We start from the raw sequence: 16,563 nt of genomic DNA, 5'->3' as shown, positions 1-16,563 counted from the left end.
TCCTTACTCGCGCCGCTACACGGCGCTCGCCGTCGCCGGACTGAAGGCTCACTTCTCGCCGGGCTCCAGCGCGGCGACCTGCTTGGCCAGCCAGTTGGGTGCCAGCGCCGAGATCGCGGTGGCTCCCGCCGTCGAACCCAACACCCCCGACCAGGCGACCGGACCGAGCGGCGTGCACCCGAAGAACTGACTGATCACCGGGGTCTGCACGATGCCGACCAGGACGCCGGCGCTGCCCAGGGCGGTCGCCACGACGAGCGGGCTGTGCCGGCGCGTCAACAGTGTCTGCGCCAGCTGCGTTGTCACGAGCGCGGTCAGGCCCATGGTCGACGTGCGGCGTTCGGTGCCCGGCGTCCACCGTCCGATGGCCCAGGCGCTCGTCGCCCCGGCGGCGGTGACGGCGCCCCGGGTGACGATCTGGCGCATCAGCGGGGCGTCGAGTGAGGGCGTGGGTCCGGTTAGCACCGCGCGGCGGTGCATGCGGCGCGCCTCCTCGGCGGCTTCGGCGGACTCGTACCCGGCTTCGTCGGGTTCGACGTATTGCGACGTGACCGCGACGGCGAGCGCGGGGAACATGTCGGTGAGCAGGTTGACCAGCAGCAGCTGACGCGTCCCCACCGGTGCCCGTCCGGCGCCGAAGGCGGTGCCGATGATGGTGAACAACACCTCGCCGACGTTGCCGCCGACCAGGATCGTGACGGCGTCGCGGACCCCGGCCCACATGCTGCGGCCCTCGACCAGGGCGTCCATCAGCACGCCCAGATCCTCATCGGTCAACACGATGTCGGCGGCGCCGCGGGCGGCCGACGAGCCGCGACCGCTGACCCCGATGCCGACATCGGCCATCCGGATGGCCGCGGCGTCGTTGGCGCCGTCGCCGACCATCGCGGTCACCCGCCCGCAACGCTGCAGGGCGGCCACGATCTGCACCTTCTGCTCGGGGCTGACCCGGGCGAACACCTGCACGTCGGCGGCCAGCTTGGCGCTCGCGTCCTCGTCGAGGCCGGCGAGTTCGGCGCCGGTGACCACCCGCGCATCCTCGGGCAGGCCCAGCTGCCGGGCGATCGCCTGCGCGGTGATGGGGTGGTCGCCGGTGATCAGCACCACGTCGCGGCCGGCGTCCACCAACGCTTCGATCAGCGGGCGGGCCGATGCCCGGGCGGTATCGGCCAGGCCGACGTAGCCGAGCAGTTCGAGGTTCTTCGCCGCGGCGTCCACCGCGTCGGCGTCCGTGTCGTCGTCCTCCGTCTCGTGCTTCCAAATACGCTGCGCCACGGCGAGCACCCGCAGCCCCTGCTCGGCAAGGCCGTGCACCACCGCCTCGGCCCGCTCTTGATCGGCCTCCGGGTCGGCGAACTTGCAGCGCGGCAGGATGACCTCGGGGGCCCCCTTGATGATCAGCAGCGGGCCGTCAGCGGCGGCCCCGGTGCCGTCGCCCACGGTGCCGATCGCGGCGGCGAAGCCGCGACTGGACTCGAACGGCACCTCCGCGAGCATCGTCCAGTCCGAATCGCTGTGCCCGTTCAGTGAACTCGCCGCGGTCACGATCGCCTCGTCGGTGGCGTGCGCGTGCCCCTGGCCCTCCTGCGGCTGCGTGGACGCCCGCCCGGCGGCCCGCAGTAGCGCCGCCGACGCCGGATCGGTCAGCTCGGGGAACGGATCGTGCGGATCCACGTCGTGGGGCACGGCGCACACGACGCGCAGCCGGTTCTCGGTGAGCGTGCCCGTCTTGTCGAAGCAGACGGTATCCACCCGGCCCAGCGCCTCGATGGTGCGCGGGGCGCGGACCAGGGCTCCGCGCGCGGTCAGCCGCTGGGCGGCCGATAGCTGCGAGAGGGTGGCCACCAACGGCAGGCCCTCGGGGACCGCGGCCACCGCGATCGCGACGCCGTCGGCCACCGCCTGGCGCAGCGGCGCGCGGCGCAGCAACGCCAACGTCGACACCGCGGCACCGCCGGCCAGCGTCAGCGGCAGCACCTTGCTGGTCAGCTCGCGCAGCCGGGCCTGAACACCGGCCGCCGTCTCGACGGTGGCCACCGCCGAGATCGCGCGGTGCGCGGCGGTCCCGACACCGGTGGCAACGACGATCGCCCGGGCACGTCCGGCGACGATGGTGCTGCCCTCGAACAGCATGCTGGCGCGGTCGGGGTCGTTGACGGCGACCGGGTCCACCTGCTTGTCCACCGGAAGCGACTCCCCGGTCAGCAGCGACTCGTCGACCTCCAGGTCTTCGGCGACCAGCAGGCGGGCGTCGGCGGGCACCACTTCGGGTGCGGCCAGGTCGATCACGTCGCCGGGCCGCAGCGACTTCGCGGACACCGTCGCGGTGCGGGTCGCGTGTCGGGCGGCCTCGAGCCGGCGGCGCGTCGTCGCGACGGCCGGAACGACCACCCGGCGCACCAGCTGGTCCTGCTCGGCGAACAGCTCGGCCGCCGCGGACTCGGCCCGAAGTCGTTGTGCTCCACCGGTTATCGCGTTGACGGTCATGACGCCGGCCACGAGCAGCGCGTCGATGTTGCTGCCGACGATCGCCGACGCGGCCGCACCGACCGCCAGGATGGGTGTCAGCGGATCGGCGAGTTCGGTGCGGGTGGCGGACGCCAGCCGGGCCACGTTGTGCAAGGGCTTGCGCAGGGGTTCCAGCGCCGGGCTGTAGGACAGGTCGTCCAGGCGCCGCCGCCAGGACGATTCGGTTTCGACGGCCATCGGCCGCGCACCCCCGGCCAGTCGCGAGTACACGATCTCGGGATCCAGTGCGTGCCAAGCGGTCAGCGGTTGCGGAGTGGGGTCGGGCAGCCGCAGCACCCGGGTCGCCGAGAAGGTCCCCGTCAGCAGGGCGGTGGCCGCCGCGGCATTGACCGGGTTGAGCCAGCGCCGGAAGCTCACCGGGCTGGTGGATGTCTGCTGCTCACCGGTGACGAGCAGCAGCCCGGCCAGCGTGGTGCCGCCCTGCGCCAGGTGCACCGCCGATTCGCTGGCCGACCGCGCCACCGGGATCGCCGACAGGATGCGCACCGCGTCGGCCAGGTCGGTGCCGGTGATGATGTCCGCGGTCCACGCGGTGGCGGCACGCGGATCATCCAGCGCCACACCGACATCGGCGATCGCCAGTGCGGCCAGGGTGTCGGTCGAGGCGAAGTCCCGATGCAGCGCGGTGATCAGCAGCACCGGTCCGCGATCGGCTCGCAGCTCGCGGACCACGTTCAGCAGCGGCGTGCCGGGCGGATGCGTGGTGCCGACACTGGCGGTGAGGTCCTCGGTCCCCGCGACATGGCGTAACACCACTCGCGCACCGGTGCGGTTCGCGGTCTGAAAGAGCGGGATCGCGTAGGGGTCGACCTCCCAGCCGACGTCGACACTGCCGACGCATTCGCCGTCGACGATCAGGTCGGCGCTTTCCAGGCCCTGCGCGGGTGTCGCCGAAGATCCTTGCGCCGGAACCCATCTCAGCCGCGCACCGGTCGCGGGCAACTCATCGGGATCGGGCTCGGGCGCCTCTTCGCCGTGCAGCAGCGCGTCGGCCACCTCGTAGACCCGGTCGTCGTCCCAGCCGGGAGCGTCGCCGCGGACGTGCAAGACCGCGCGATGGTCGCCGCGCAGCGCGGCACCGTCGATGACGACCACCTTCACCCGGTCCAGGCGGCGCAGCGCGCCCGGATCCAGGACCAGCTGCCCGGAATTGGCGAGCCCGCGGCCGAGTATCGCCGCGAAGGCCTGGCGGCCCATATGCGCGGCCCTGGGTACCCCGGCCTCGATGGCCGCGGCGGCGTCTTCGGTGCCGCCGCCGGCGACCAGCGCACTGACGGCGGCGATCAACGAGCCGTTGGCAGCCGAATCGACATAGCTTTCCACCGGCCCGGCCATCGAGCCCTTGGCCTTATCCATTGCGGCGTCGATCGTTCCGCCGACCACGACGTGTGAGGCCTCACCGGCCGCCGCGGCGGCCCAGCTGTGCCGGGGCACCTCCGACTTGGCCGAGGAGATGACCGGGACCACCGGAGCCTGCGGCCGGTCGGGGGAGGCCAGCTGCGGCTCGCGGTCGCGCCACACGCGCCGGTGCGCCGACGCCTCGGAGACCTGCAGGGTGCGTTGCGTCAGGTCCAGCATCGGTGTGCCGAATGATTGAGTCAGGCCGTGGGCGGCCGCCGTAGTCGCGGCCAGTGCGATGTCGGTGCCCACCCGCCCCAACCGGCCCTCCAGGATCGAGACCATGCGCGGTTGATGGTTGATGAGCGCGGCCGCGGCCCGGGTCGTCTGCGGTGCGGCGGGCAGCCGGGTCACCCACCCGGTGACCGCGGCCCCCATCGCGACGACGTCCATTGCCGCGGCGGTGAGCGGCACCAGGATCGCCAGTGGGTTACCCGGGTCGGCGAATGGCGCGGAGAGCGGCGCCGCCTCCGACTTCGACCAGGTGATGTCGGAGGCGATCGACGAAACCGTCGCGCGCACCTCGTCCAGAACGGCGCCGTTGTCCGCGTCGTCGGACAGTTCGACCACCAGGCGGCCCAGCGACCCCTCCACGTGGGCCTTGGCCACACCCGGGATTCGGCGCACCGGCTCTTCCACGGCGGGCGCGTACTCGTGCCAACGCGGGAACGGCAACAACGGATCCAAGTCCAGGTGCACTCGTTGCCCGCTGTGCCAGCGCACCGGCGGCAGGATGGCGGGGGCGCCGTTGGACGAACCGTCCAACCCGATCACTCGTCCCGTGGTCTGCGCCACCGATTGGATGACCGGGCCGGCGAGTTCGGTGACCGGACTGGCCAACGTCTGCAGCGCGCCAGCGGCCCCTGCCGCGGTGGACACACCGGCCCGCACCACCTGCGCGGCTCCGCCAGCTACACCAGCGACGACGCTGGAAACGCCGGGAATCTTCACTCGTCACCCTTCAACTTCGTCTACCGCGCCTAATGATCCTGGCCGGTGCAGGACCTGTCCACACGTGCGCCGGGACGGTAAACCGTGCGACGACGCCGATGACGATGCAGGTGGGCCTCCCTTAACGGGCAAGGGCGCAATCACGTCCCGGGACAAGGTTACCGGGTTGACGACAAACCAAACGTGCTGAACAGCCCGGGGTCGAGGAAGACGGTGATGCCGACCACCCCGGTGGCCCGGGTGGTCAAGACGTGGATGGAATGGGCCCGCATCTCCCCGTCTGGGGCGCGCCGGTATTCGGCAACGGCGGGTTGCGCATTCGCGGCGGTCGGGATCATCACGACATCCCCGGGGTCGGCCAGAGCGCGGCCGGCGAGGAACCGCAGCACGGCATCTCGGCCGGTGAACCAGATTGGCATAGGCGGCATTTCGAGTTTGACGTCGGCTTGCAGCAGTGCCGTCAGCGCCGCCATGTCCGCGTTTTCGAATGCCGCGCAATACCGGTCGAGCAATTCGCGGCGCCCGGCATCGTCGGGCTCGGACATGCTCTCCTCGGCGGGGGAGAGCTCGGCAAGATGCGCCCGGGCGCGCTGCAGCGCACTGTTCACCGCGGCGGGTGTGGTTTCGAGCAGTTCGGCGACCTCCGCGGCGCTGAATTGCACGACGTCGCGCAGAATCAACACCGCGCGCTGCCGCGCCGGAAGCTCCTGAAGGGCCGTCATCACTGCCAGCCGCACGCTCTGCTTGGCGGCGAGGCCCTCCTCCGGGCCCGTGAACATCATCGCGTCGGGAATGGGTTCGAGCCAGGCGTGTGCGGCCACCTTCGCGTCGAAATCGGCGTCCGGGTCCAGCGAGCCGTCCCCCACTCCCATCGGCAGCACGCGGCGGGCCCGGCTCTCCAACGCACGCAGACAGGCGGTCGTCGCGATCCGATACAGCCACGTCTTCAACGCCGCGCGCTCCTCGAATGCCGGATAGCCGCGCCAACCCCGCAAATACGTTTCCTGGACCAGATCCTCGGCGTCGTGCACCGAACCCAACATGCGGTAGCAATGCGCGATCAGCTCGGCCCGAAACGGTGCCGCCTGCTCGACGAAATCCTCCTGCGTCGGCACGACCTCCTCCTCTCGGCTGCGACGCAACCTACTCCGTTAGAGACATCCGGCCCCCGAGATTCATCGGTTCGCAGGCGATGAATCCGGCGGCCGGGCCGTATCTGCATTGGTGAAGGCGCGGCCACAGCCGCAGACCACCTCAGAGAGCGAGAACAACCATGAACCAATCCCGCACCGCCCACCCCGATGGGCTCGCCGGTACCACCGCGATCGTGACCGGAGCCGGCCGCGGCTTCGGCCGTGCCATCGCGTCGGCGTTGACGGCGGCCGGCGCGCAGGTTGTCGGTGTCGCGCGCACCCGATTGCAACTCGAGGAGGTGCGCGCCCAGCTCGGCGACTCCTTCACCCCGATGGTGGCCGACGCCGCCGACCCGGCGATAGCCGGCCGGCTCATCGACCAATACCGGCCGCGCACACTGGTGCTGTGCGCCGGCGCGACCCCGCGGATGACGCCGCTACAGGACCAGTCGTGGGAGACGTTCAGTGAGAACTGGAACTCCGACGTCGCACAGGCGTTTCACTGGATTCGTCATGCGCTGCGGCGCCCGCTGGCGCCGGGCAGCTCTGTGATCGCGATGTCCAGCGGTGCCGCCCTGGCCGGGTCGCCGCTGTCCGGAGGCTACGCGGGTGCGAAGGCGACCGTCAGGTTCATCACCAGCTATGCCACCATCGAGTCGCAACGTGCCGGTCTCGGGATCGGCTTCACCGCGGTCCTGCCGCGGTTGACGCCGGCCACCGGCTTGGGCGCGGTCGCCGTCGCGGCCTACGCCGAGCGGCAGGGCGTCGACGTCGAGTCCTTCGTGCAGGCCACCGGGCCGGCGCTGACCGCCGAGCAGGTGGGCAAGTCCGTGCTCGAGATCGCCACCGGCGGCGCCACCGAGCACGACGCCTACCTGCTCACCTCGGCCGGCCTTGCGCCGCTGGCCTGAAACCGAAACCGAAAGGCAGACAGCGATGAACACCCCGCCGATCGTCTCGGCCCAGAAGTGGGCGAGCGCGCACCAGCAGCTGCTGGCAAAGGAGAAGGAACTCACCCGGGCCCATGACGCACTGGCGGCTATGCGGCGCCGGATGCCGTGGACGGCCGTTGACAGGGAGTACGAATTCGAGGGACCCGAGGGCAGGTTCAGCCTGTTGGATCTGTTCCAGGGCAGGCGCCAGCTCGTCGTCTATCGCGCCTTCTACGGACCCGACATCGACGGCTGGCCCGACCACGGCTGTCGGGGCTGCTCGATGATGGCCGACCACGTCGGCAATCTGGCCCATCTGAACGCCCGCGACACCACGCTGGTGTACGTGTCGCGCGCGCCGCAGGCCGACATCCGGCGACTCAAGCTCCGGATGGACTGGAAAATGCCGTGGTACACCCTCACCGACGACTTCGACACCGATTTCGGGGTCGACGAATGGCACGGCACCAACGCCTTCATCCACGACGGCGACCGCGTCTTTCGCACCTACTTCATCAACAACCGCGGCGACGAGGCGCTCGGAACCACGTGGAGCTTCCTCGACATGACCGCGCTGGGACGCCAGGAGAATTGGGAGGATTCGCCCGAGGGCTACCCGCAGACCGCGCCCTACGAGTGGTGGGACTGGCACGACGCGTACGGCCGGCATGAGCCGTCACGCTGGTTCGGCGAGCCCGACCCGGATGACCCCAACGACATCCGGCCGCCGCGCGAAAGCTAAGTGGCGCGGCGTGTTTGGTACTTCGTGGTGCCAGCTTGATGTGGCCTGAAAACACGAATGCGCGGTAGCCGTCGACCGGCTACTCGCGCACTACTTGCGACGAAATTCGGCTACAGGATTCGGTGGTTCGCTCTGCCGACCTGATACCCGGCGGGGAATGACTTCTCGATGACCTGCAGCTGGTGGTCGACTCTGGATTCGAGCTCGAGCACCACGCAGTCGCTGAGCGCCTTCGATTCGAGAACTATGTACCGCTGACCACAATCGGTGATCGGGTCGCCCGAGTGCAATTTCTCGACCGACACCGACTCCGGAGTTGCATCTGCCTCCATGCATGCCACGGTAGGTCAATTCGGTGGGGGAGGGAATAGTCAGCCGCCGCCCCGCTGCTTGAAGAACACGCTGACGTGACAGATCAATCGGTCGTCGTCCTGCTCGAACAGGATGCATTCGGGCCACGTCGTCGCAACGCCGTCGATCTCGAACGTCTCGGACAGCTCGGCGAAGGAGACCCGGGCGTCCACGTGCGAGACCCGTTCCACGTGCAACCGATGGCCCTGCAGATTGGTGCAGACCTTGCGCAGGTAGGCGACGTAGTGGGCCTTGCCCTCGACCACGTCGCAAAACGGACCCTCCCGGGTCAGGCCCCGCTCGGCGATGGTGTCGGCCAGCCCGTCCCAGTCATGAGCGGCCAGGCATTCCAGGTAGCGCTCGACCGCGTGATCTTGAGTGCGCATGTCGCCTCCGCTTGCTCGGCTGGGTCAACGGTAGGCCCGACAGTCCCGTCGGGCCAGGTTCGATTGCCTGACTCCTCAGCCCGCCGCTGCGCGGCGCGCATCGTCGTCGGGCTAGGTTCCTCTTATGAGCTGGTGGACCGTGCACGCCGACCGGACGCTGAGCGAGCAGGTGCCCGCGCCGCCCGACGCCGTACGCGACTACTACGCGGACCTGGACAACCTCAAGCTGGTGCACCCACTGATCGTGTCCGTGGAAACGCTGTCCCGCAGCGAAACCCAGGACGGCTACCATCAGACCTATCGGGTCGTCGACCGAATCCCATTGGGACCATTCACTTTACGAACCGTATACCAGGCCCGGCTGCGAGTGCCCGTCGACGGCGACGTACTGACCGAGGCCGATCAGTCACCGGGCGTGCGGCTGCGCGGCACGGTGAGCTTCGATCCGGTCGACGGCGGCACCCGGATCACCGAACGGATCGCGATCACCGCCCCGCGGCTACTGGCCGGCGTCACCATCCGCGAGGGTGTCAAGGCGCACATCAAGATGCTGGCGGGCATCCGGGGTCACTTCGAACTAGGGAGGTCGCAATGAAGTGTCGTGGCGCTGTGCTCGGTGGGGTCGGTGGGGACTGGGAGGTCCGCGAGATCGAGCTCGATCCGCCCCGCGCCGGTGAGGTTCTGGTGCGGATGGCCGTTGCCGGCATCTGCCACTCCGACGACCACCTTGTGACCGGCGACGTGTTGCCGACACCCGAGGTGCGTGCCTTGACCGGTATCCCCGAGCCGGACTGGTTCCCGATGCTCGGTGGCCACGAGGGCGCCGGTGTCGTCGAAGAGGTCGGGCCCGGGGTGACGACGGTGCAGCCTGGCGACCACGTGGCGATGTCGTTCATTCCCGCATGCGGCAGCTGCCGGTTTTGTGTGAACGGTCAGAGCTACATCTGCGACGCCGGCGCGAGCCTTTTTTCGAGGGAGATGCCGACCGACGGAACCTGCCGCCGGCATCTCGGCGACGAAAACCTCATGGCCTATGGCCAACTCGGCACATTCGCCGAATACGCGGTGCTCACCGAACGGTCCGTCATCAAGATCGACGACGCGATTCCCTTTCATGCGGCCTCACTGGTGTCGTGTGGGGTCAGCACCGGCTGGGGCTCCGCGACGATTTCGGCGGGCACCGAGCCCGGTGACACGGTCGTGGTCCTAGGCACCGGCGGTGTGGGGATGAACGCCCTGCAAGGGGCACGCGCCGCCGGCGCGAAATACGTCGTCGCGGTGGATCCCGTTGAATACAAACGCGATTCGGCAAAGATATTCGGTGCCACGCACAGCGCCGCCTCCGCGGAGGAGGCAATACCGCTGGTAACCGACATCACCGCGGGCGTCATGGCCGACCGCGTCGTCGTGACCGCCGGGGTGGTGCATGTGGACCTTATCCCGTTGGCCATGAGGCTGCTTCGCAAGGGCGGGACGTGTGTGGTCACCGGCATCACGCCCTACACCGAGCCCACCGTTCCGCTGGTCCTGCAGGAGATGGTGCTGTCGGCCAAGCAACTCAAGGGGGCGCTCTACGGCGGGATGAATCCGCGCACCAGCGTCCCGATGCTGCTCTCGATGTATCAGGCGGGGGCGTTGAAACTCGACGAACTGGTCACCCGCCACTACCGGCTCGACGAGATCAACGAGGCGATGGCGGACCTGCGCGAGGGCCGCAACATTCGCGGAATTATCGACTTCGCCGGCGTCTAACCAACCCGGTCCGGTGGCGCCAGGGTCGCCCGCAGTTCCCGCTTGAGCACCTTGCCATAGCTGTTTTTCGGCAGCTCATCGACGAATTCGTAGCGCTTGGGCCGTTTGAAGCGGGCGATGCGCCGCAACAGATGCGCGTCCAACTCCCCGGGGTCGACCGCGCCGACGATGAACGCGACCACCACCTCACCCCATTCGGTATCGGGTGTGCCGACCACGCATGCCTCTGCGACAGCGGGGTGCTCCAGGAGGACCTCCTCCACCTCGCGCGGGTAGATGTTGCTGCCGCCGCTGATGACGACGTCTTTCGACCGATCCCGCAGCGTGAGAAAACCGCGCGCGTCGAACGAACCCATGTCGCCGGTGTACAGCCAGCCGCCTTTGAGGGTGGCGCTGGTGGCATCGGGATTGCGCCAGTACCCGGACATGACCGCGTCGCCGCGGCAGACGATCTCGCCGATCTCGGAGACGGATGCCGGGTCGCCGTCGGCGCGCAGCACCGCGACCTCCATCCCGGACCGCGCGTAGCCGACCGAACCCAGGATCGCGTCGTCGTCGGATTCGTGATCGGCACAACGCAATCCGGTGATGGTCATCGGTGACTCACCTTGCCCGTAAATCTGCGCGAAGATCGGACCGAACGCCGTGATCGCCTTCCGCAGGCTTTCGACGTACATTGGGCCGCCGCCGTAGACGATCAGCTGGAGATTGGCCGGGCGACCGCGGCCCGTGTCGACCAGGCGCTGCACCATCGTCGGGGCCAGAAACGCGCTGACGCCAGGGTGGTGCCCGCAGAGATCGAGGAACTCGTCGGGATCGAACGCGCCTGAGGCGGGTATGATTTGGCGCGCGGCGCGCAGCACGTACGGCAGGATGTAGAGGCCGGAGCCGTGCGACATCGGTGCCGCGTGCAGCAGGCTGCAGTCCTGGTCCGGAGCGTCGATGTCGGCGAGGTGCGCGACGGTCATCGCCGTCAGGTTGCGGTGCGAGAGCATCGCGCCCTTCGATCGGCCGGTGGTTCCGCTGGTGTAGAACAACCACGCCAGCGCCGAGGGGTCGGTGCGCGGCGGCGCCGACGGGGTGACGCTGAAGCGCCGTGAATAGTCTTGCGAATCAATGATTTCCGTCGGGGCCGTGGTGATCGGCGCGAGCTCGGCGCCGATTGCCGAGGAGGCGAACACCTGCGCAGCGCCCGCATCCTCCAGGATCTGTGCCATCTCGCGGGGATGCAGCTTGTAGTTGATCGGGACGACGACGCATTCGGCGGCCCAGATTGCGAACATCAGCTCGATGATCTCCGGCCGATTGTGGGTCGCGACCGCGATCCGGGCGCCCGCACCCTGTTGTCGCCCTATCGATGCGGCCAGCCGCAATACCCGGTCGCGCAACTCGATCCAGGTGCAGATGCGGCGCTCGCCGAGATACACGGCGCCACGGTCGGGGAATCGGCTCGCGGCCTGATCGAGCATCGCAAACAGGTTCATCGCTCGATCCATTCCGCGGCCAGCGCGGATTCCGAAAGGTACTTCGTCGAACTCCATCCGCCGTCGACGACGATCGTCTGGCCGTTGATGAAACTGCCTCCCTCGGAGCACAGGAAGGCGACGGTGCTGGCGATGTCGTCGATGCGGCCCAACCGTTGATGCGGCGTCATCTCGGTGTTGATCTTGCGGAAACGCTCGTCCTCCAGCCGCTTTTCGACCATCGGCGTCACGGTCACGCCGGGCGCCACGGCGTTGCAGCGGATGCCGGATGCGCCGTACTGGCAGGCGATATGAGTGGTCAGCGCGGTCAGCCCGCCCTTGGCGGCGGAATAGGCGCCGCCGCGCAGGCCGCCGATGACCGCGAAGGTCGACGTCACATTGATGATCGCCGACCCGGGCGCCATGTGCGGCAGCACGTCGCGCGCGAGCCGAAACGGCGCACGCAGCATCAAATCCAGGAAGTAGTCCAGGGTTTCGTCGTCGGTTTCGTGCAGCGGCTTCGGGCTGCCCACCCCCGCGTTGTTGATAAGGAAATCGATGTGGCCCCACCGCTCGACCGCGAGGTCCACGATGCGGCGCGGCGCGTCGTCGTCGGTCAGGTCGACGGCGATGGTGGCGACGCGGTCGGGGTCGCCGATCGCCGTTTCCAGTTCGGCGAGCCGTTCGGAGTCGCGGCCGGTGCCGACGACCGCCATGCCCATCTCGGCGAGTTTCGTCGCGCACCCCAGGCCGATGCCGCTGCTTGCTCCCGTGACGATTGCGACCTGCATCTCACCCATCCTTAGTCTCCGCGCGGCGACCCGCCGCGCCCGGCTTCGCCGCGCTCGCGATCACCGCGCATCAGCGACGCCCGGATCTGATGCTTGAGTATCTTGCCCGCATCGTTCTTGGGCAGCGCATCCCACACCACGACCTGTTCCGGCGCTTTGAATTTCGCGACGCCCTTGCTCTGCAGGAGGGCGAGCAGGCTTGCCACATCCGGCGCCGGCTCACCCCTGGGCACGATGACCGCACACGCCCGTTCCCCGGTCCGCGCGTCGGGCAGCCCGACAACGGCGATCTCTCCGATACCGGGATGTTCGGCGAGCAGATCCTCGACTTCCTTGGCCGAGATGTTCTCACCGTTGCGGATGATGACGTCTTTGGCGCGGCCGGTCACCAGCAGGTACCGCTCGTCGACCCAGCGTCCGAGATCTCCGGTGCGGAAGAATCCTTCGGCATCGAAGGACTCCGCATCGTCTTCGGGATGACGGTAGCCCAGCAGCATCTGAGGTCCGCGCACACAGATCTCACCGCAGCCGCTGGGCGCGGCGTCGTGAGCGGCGAGCTTGATTTCGGCGATGCCGGGCCTGCCGTCGGTGTCCGCCGCGTAATCGGCTTCGTCCGGCCGCGGTGCGCCGACGGTCGCGACCGGAACCTCCGTGCAGCCATACACCCGGGTGATGACCGCACGGTCGAAATACCCTGCGGCGCTCCGGATGAGCGACGGTGAGACGGATGCGCCCCCGCAGATGAACACCTTCAGGTCAGGCAAGCTTGTGCCGGCGCGCTGCGCGGCGGACAACAGTTGCTGCAGAAACGGTGTCGCACCGGCCATGTGGGTGCACCGCTCGCGGCCCATGAGCGTTACGGCCGCCGCCGGATCCCACCGGTCCATCAAGATCGCGGCGGTGCCCAGCAGCAGTGGGCATTCGAATGCGTAGATCGACCCACCGATGTGGGCGATCGGCGAAGGGACCAGGAACGTGTCGCCCGGGTTGATGTTCCAGTGGTCACGGAGCTGGGAAATCAGCGCATTGATCGAATTATGGCTGTGCAACACGCCTTTCGGGCGACCCGTGGTGCCGGAGGTGTAGAGGACCATCCGAACGGCGTCGGGATCCAGCGCCGGCAGCACGGCGGTATCCGAATGATCCTCGAACAAGGCCGGATACGGAGTGTGGGAGCCGGCATCGCCGCGCAGCACCACTACTTCGGGCGCCGGGCTCATCGCGGCCGTCACGCGTTCGAGCATCGCCGCGTAGTCATGGCCGCTGTGCTGCCGCGGAACGAAAACCGCCGCGGCGCCGACATCTTCGAGTATGAAACGTAGATCGTGGTCGCGCAGCGACGGCAGGATGGGGTTCACCACCATCCCGGCCATGGTCGCGCCCAGGTAGATGACGGCGGCCTCGTACCAGTTCGGCAGCATGAACGACACGACGCTGCCGGTCTGCATCCGCGCGAGCAGGCCGGTCGCCAGCCCGCGGGCCTGGGCATATAGCGTGGCGCAGTCCATTCGAATATCGGCGTCCACCAGCACCGTCCGTCCGGGCGAGGTTTCCGCGGCGGCGCGCAGCCAGTCGGCCAGCGTCGTGTGCACCCACAAGCCGCGCCGGTACGCCTCTGCCGCACGCGCCGCGTCCCGGGGAGCCCGGCCGATCACCGCGACCTCATACTTGGGGCCTATTCATCCACGCGACGCATGGTCATCGCGTACCGAAACCTCGAAGACAGATGGGTGTTGATCGTCACCTGGGCCACCTCGCCGTCGGACGTCGTGTAGGTGCGTCGCATTTCCAGCGCGGCGGTCCCCGCTTCAACACCGAGGCCGTCGGCCAGTTCGGGTGACAGCAGGACGGCGGCGATCTCTTGATGCAACTGGGCGACGCTCACGCCGAAGAGGTCCTCGATCAACGGAAAGATCGGACCGACGTGGCGCTGCAGCAGCCTGCCGACCGCGGCGAAATTCCGGCTGATGTAGTACTCCGTTCGGCACAGCGGGACCGACGCGCCGTCGGCCTGGCGGTAGCCGCGGACCGATAGCCACTGGGTACCGACCTCCAGGCCGGTCCGCACGGCGAGCTCGTCATCGATGGTCACCATCGCGTTCGATTCGATGGTCAGCTGCGCACCGGCCGCGAACGCGAGGAGGTCGTCGATCGACATGGCATCCTGCGCATAGGAACTCGACGCCGGCCGGGGAACCACCCGGGTGCCCGCCCTCGGCCGGGAAGCGACCAGGTTGTCCTCGCGCAGCCGGCGCAGCGCCTCGCGGATGGTGTAACGGCTCACCGCGAAGCGCTCGCACAGTTGGTGCTCGGTGGGCAGCTGCGAACCGACCGGGTAAACGCCGTCGACGATCTCCTTGCGCAGCGTGCGCGCAATCTGCAGGTAGCGGTGATCGCCGGCGATGGCCTGGGACATCATGGGCCGCCCGGTGCCGGGCGCACCGCCAGGACGCTGCCGTCGCCGTCGGCCGAGAGGTAGAGCGTCCCGTCGGCCGCGGCGGTGATCCCGGCGAACGGGCCCTGCGGCCCGGAGAACGGCGGCATGCCGCGCAACGGCTTGGGCGTCACGCCCGGCGGGGGACCGACCGGCAGCCCGGAGGCGATGGTCTGCCGCACGTTGGTGCTCAGATCGAGCGCGATCAACTCCTTGGCGCCGGCATCGACGACGTAGAGCACACCGTCGCGGACCAGAAGGCCCTGCGGGCGTTGCAGATCGGGGATGACGGTGTCGATCCTCGACCCGCTCAGCCGGATCACCCGCCCGGCTCCGGCCTCGGCCACCAGACACGCGCCGTCGGCATCGATTGCGACGCCGACCGGCTCGAGCAGCCCGGTCGCCAGCACCTCGATGCCACCCGAGTGCAGCGACAGCACCCGGCCGGTGCCCAGTTCCGCGAACATCACGCCGCCGGCGCTCAGGGCGACACCGTAGAGTTGATCGAAACCGTCTGCCAGCACGTCGGTTTCGTTCGCCTCCGGCCGATAGCGGCTGACTTGGCCGCCGGACGTGGTGACGACGAACTCGCCGGGTCCGCTGGCCGCGACGCCGCGCAGGAACCCGGGATAGCCGGGGCTGAACAGCATCCCCGCGGTGTGCAGGGATCCATCGGGCAGGGCGACGTAGAAGTACGTACCGTCGGCGATGTAGAGCTGCCCGTCGTGGCCCACCGCGAGGTCCATCGGCCAGTTGAGTCCGCCCGCCAACACGGATCGCGTTGTGCCATCGGGTGATATCTCGGTGATCTCGCCGGTGAAGTTGGACACGAACAGCTTGTCGCCGACGAAGGTGCAGTTGTCCAGCCCCGGATTCAGCTGGGCGAGCAGCCGCTGTTCGCCGCTGCGGGGATCGATGCGCAGCACCTGCCCGCTGGCCACCTGCGTCGAAACGATGTAGCCCTGTGCGTCGAATTTGACCGAGTCGGGGACACCGAGACCGGTTGCAACACACTGCGGGTCGCCGCCGTCGGGGTCGATGCGCCAGATTTCGTTGGCGCCCATCACCGGGAAGTACAGCAGGCCGTCCGGGCCGACCTCCATCGCGTTCGGGGAGGGCACGTTTTCCAGGAGCACGCGCGGCGGCCCACCCGCCAGGTCGAACTCCAGGAGTCGCCCACCCTCGCGACATTCGCCGATGAACAACCGGCCCTGCTGGAAGGTGATGCCGTTGGCCGACGGCACGTCGTCGCGCAGCACCCGGGTCCGGCCGCTGGTGTCGCGTACGCTGACCCGGCCGTCCATCACCTCGGTCGCGTACAGGTTGCCGTCGCCGTCGAACGCGACGTCGTCGGGCGCCACGATGTCGCCGCCCTTGGGGCTGGCGGTCACCAGTTCCCCGGTGCGGTGATCCAGTGCGCTGATCTGGCTGCCGGTCACCTGGGCGATGTAGATGCGGCCGTCCGGACCGGTGCGCAGACCGTTGGCGCCGAACAGCCGACTTGGTCCGGTGACCCGTTCGAGCTCCCAGCCCGCGGCGACGTCGACGGGGTGTGGCACCGCGTACCGCGAGGGCTGCGTAGAGATGGCCCTTGAGATGGACATGCTCGCTGAGGTCCTTCCGTCAGCCGTTGGGCTGGACGCTATCAACTCCTACTAGTCCAGACAATAGCCACCCAAAGCGTCCCCGCCCGGCCTTGAC

At 68.8% G+C, this 16,563-nt stretch carries 13 protein-coding genes; 4 read left to right on the top strand and 9 right to left on the bottom strand.

Going from position 1 to position 16,563, the window contains the following annotated elements; all coding sequences use genetic code 11:
• Positions 1-48: 48 nt before the first annotated feature.
• Both A5688_RS25850 and A5688_RS25845 read right to left on the bottom strand, forming a co-directional pair.
• Complete coding sequence (locus A5688_RS25850; RefSeq protein ID WP_067826889.1) at positions 49-4,878, bottom strand: cation-translocating P-type ATPase; 4,830 nt, start codon at positions 4,876-4,878, stop codon at positions 49-51.
• A gap of 158 nt (positions 4,879-5,036) precedes the next feature.
• Positions 5,037-5,993 carry a sigma-70 family RNA polymerase sigma factor gene (locus A5688_RS25845; protein WP_067826892.1) on the bottom strand — a complete coding sequence of 319 codons (957 nt, stop codon included), beginning with the start codon at positions 5,991-5,993 and terminating at the stop codon, positions 5,037-5,039.
• 158 nt (positions 5,994-6,151) lie between these two features.
• Between A5688_RS25845 and A5688_RS25840 the strand changes: the two genes are divergently transcribed.
• Both A5688_RS25840 and A5688_RS25835 read left to right on the top strand, forming a co-directional pair.
• A complete protein-coding gene (locus A5688_RS25840) occupies positions 6,152-6,922 on the top strand; it encodes an SDR family oxidoreductase (protein WP_067913883.1) in 771 nt (256 codons plus the stop codon).
• A 25-nt stretch (positions 6,923-6,947) separates the two neighbouring features.
• The gene (locus A5688_RS25835; protein WP_067826897.1) at positions 6,948-7,685 is read left to right on the top strand and encodes a DUF899 domain-containing protein; all 738 of its coding nucleotides are present in this window, start codon (positions 6,948-6,950) and stop codon (positions 7,683-7,685) included.
• 110 nt (positions 7,686-7,795) lie between these two features.
• Here the strand turns inward: A5688_RS25835 and A5688_RS25830 are convergent, their stop codons facing one another.
• Complete coding sequence (locus tag A5688_RS25830) at positions 7,796-8,017, bottom strand: hypothetical protein (protein WP_067826901.1); 222 nt, start codon at positions 8,015-8,017, stop codon at positions 7,796-7,798.
• Positions 8,018-8,056: 39 nt separating this feature from the next.
• Complete coding sequence (locus A5688_RS25825) at positions 8,057-8,422, bottom strand: nuclear transport factor 2 family protein (RefSeq protein WP_067826903.1); 366 nt, start codon at positions 8,420-8,422, stop codon at positions 8,057-8,059.
• Positions 8,423-8,546: 124 nt separating this feature from the next.
• Here A5688_RS25825 and A5688_RS25820 point away from each other — a divergent pair, with 124 nt between their 5' ends.
• Positions 8,547-9,017, top strand: a complete 471-nt coding sequence (locus A5688_RS25820; protein WP_067913886.1) for an SRPBCC family protein — start codon at positions 8,547-8,549, stop codon at positions 9,015-9,017.
• A complete protein-coding gene (locus A5688_RS25815; protein WP_278184224.1) occupies positions 9,014-10,174 on the top strand; it encodes an NDMA-dependent alcohol dehydrogenase in 1,161 nt (386 codons plus the stop codon). The genes A5688_RS25820 and A5688_RS25815 overlap by 4 nt, the downstream gene beginning before the upstream one ends.
• Here the strand turns inward: A5688_RS25815 and A5688_RS25810 are convergent.
• The 5 genes from A5688_RS25810 to A5688_RS25790 are packed head-to-tail and all read right to left on the bottom strand — an operon-like array spanning position 10,171 to position 16,466.
• The gene (locus A5688_RS25810; protein WP_067913894.1) at positions 10,171-11,670 is read right to left on the bottom strand and encodes an AMP-binding protein; all 1,500 of its coding nucleotides are present in this window, start codon (positions 11,668-11,670) and stop codon (positions 10,171-10,173) included. The two genes, A5688_RS25815 and A5688_RS25810, sit on opposite strands and share 4 nt — an antisense overlap.
• Complete coding sequence (locus A5688_RS25805; protein WP_207546747.1) at positions 11,655-12,437, bottom strand: SDR family NAD(P)-dependent oxidoreductase; 783 nt, start codon at positions 12,435-12,437, stop codon at positions 11,655-11,657. Before A5688_RS25805 ends, A5688_RS25810 begins: the two co-directional genes overlap by 16 nt.
• A gap of 2 nt (positions 12,438-12,439) precedes the next feature.
• Entirely contained in the window at positions 12,440-14,080 is a 1,641-nt protein-coding gene (locus A5688_RS25800) for an AMP-binding protein (protein ID WP_431602688.1), read from the bottom strand.
• A 23-nt stretch (positions 14,081-14,103) separates the two neighbouring features.
• A complete protein-coding gene (locus A5688_RS25795) occupies positions 14,104-14,844 on the bottom strand; it encodes a GntR family transcriptional regulator (protein ID WP_067827008.1) in 741 nt (246 codons plus the stop codon).
• Positions 14,844-16,466, bottom strand: coding sequence for an SMP-30/gluconolactonase/LRE family protein (locus A5688_RS25790; protein WP_067913900.1), 1,623 nt, complete (start codon positions 16,464-16,466; stop codon positions 14,844-14,846). The genes A5688_RS25795 and A5688_RS25790 overlap by 1 nt, the downstream gene beginning before the upstream one ends.
• Between the last annotated feature and the right edge of the window lie 97 nt (positions 16,467-16,563).

It is taken from the genome of Mycobacterium mantenii (genome assembly GCF_001667865.1).
Lineage (GTDB): Bacteria > Actinomycetota > Actinomycetes > Mycobacteriales > Mycobacteriaceae > Mycobacterium > Mycobacterium mantenii_A.
This window is presented reverse-complemented; position numbering and strand designations above follow the sequence as displayed.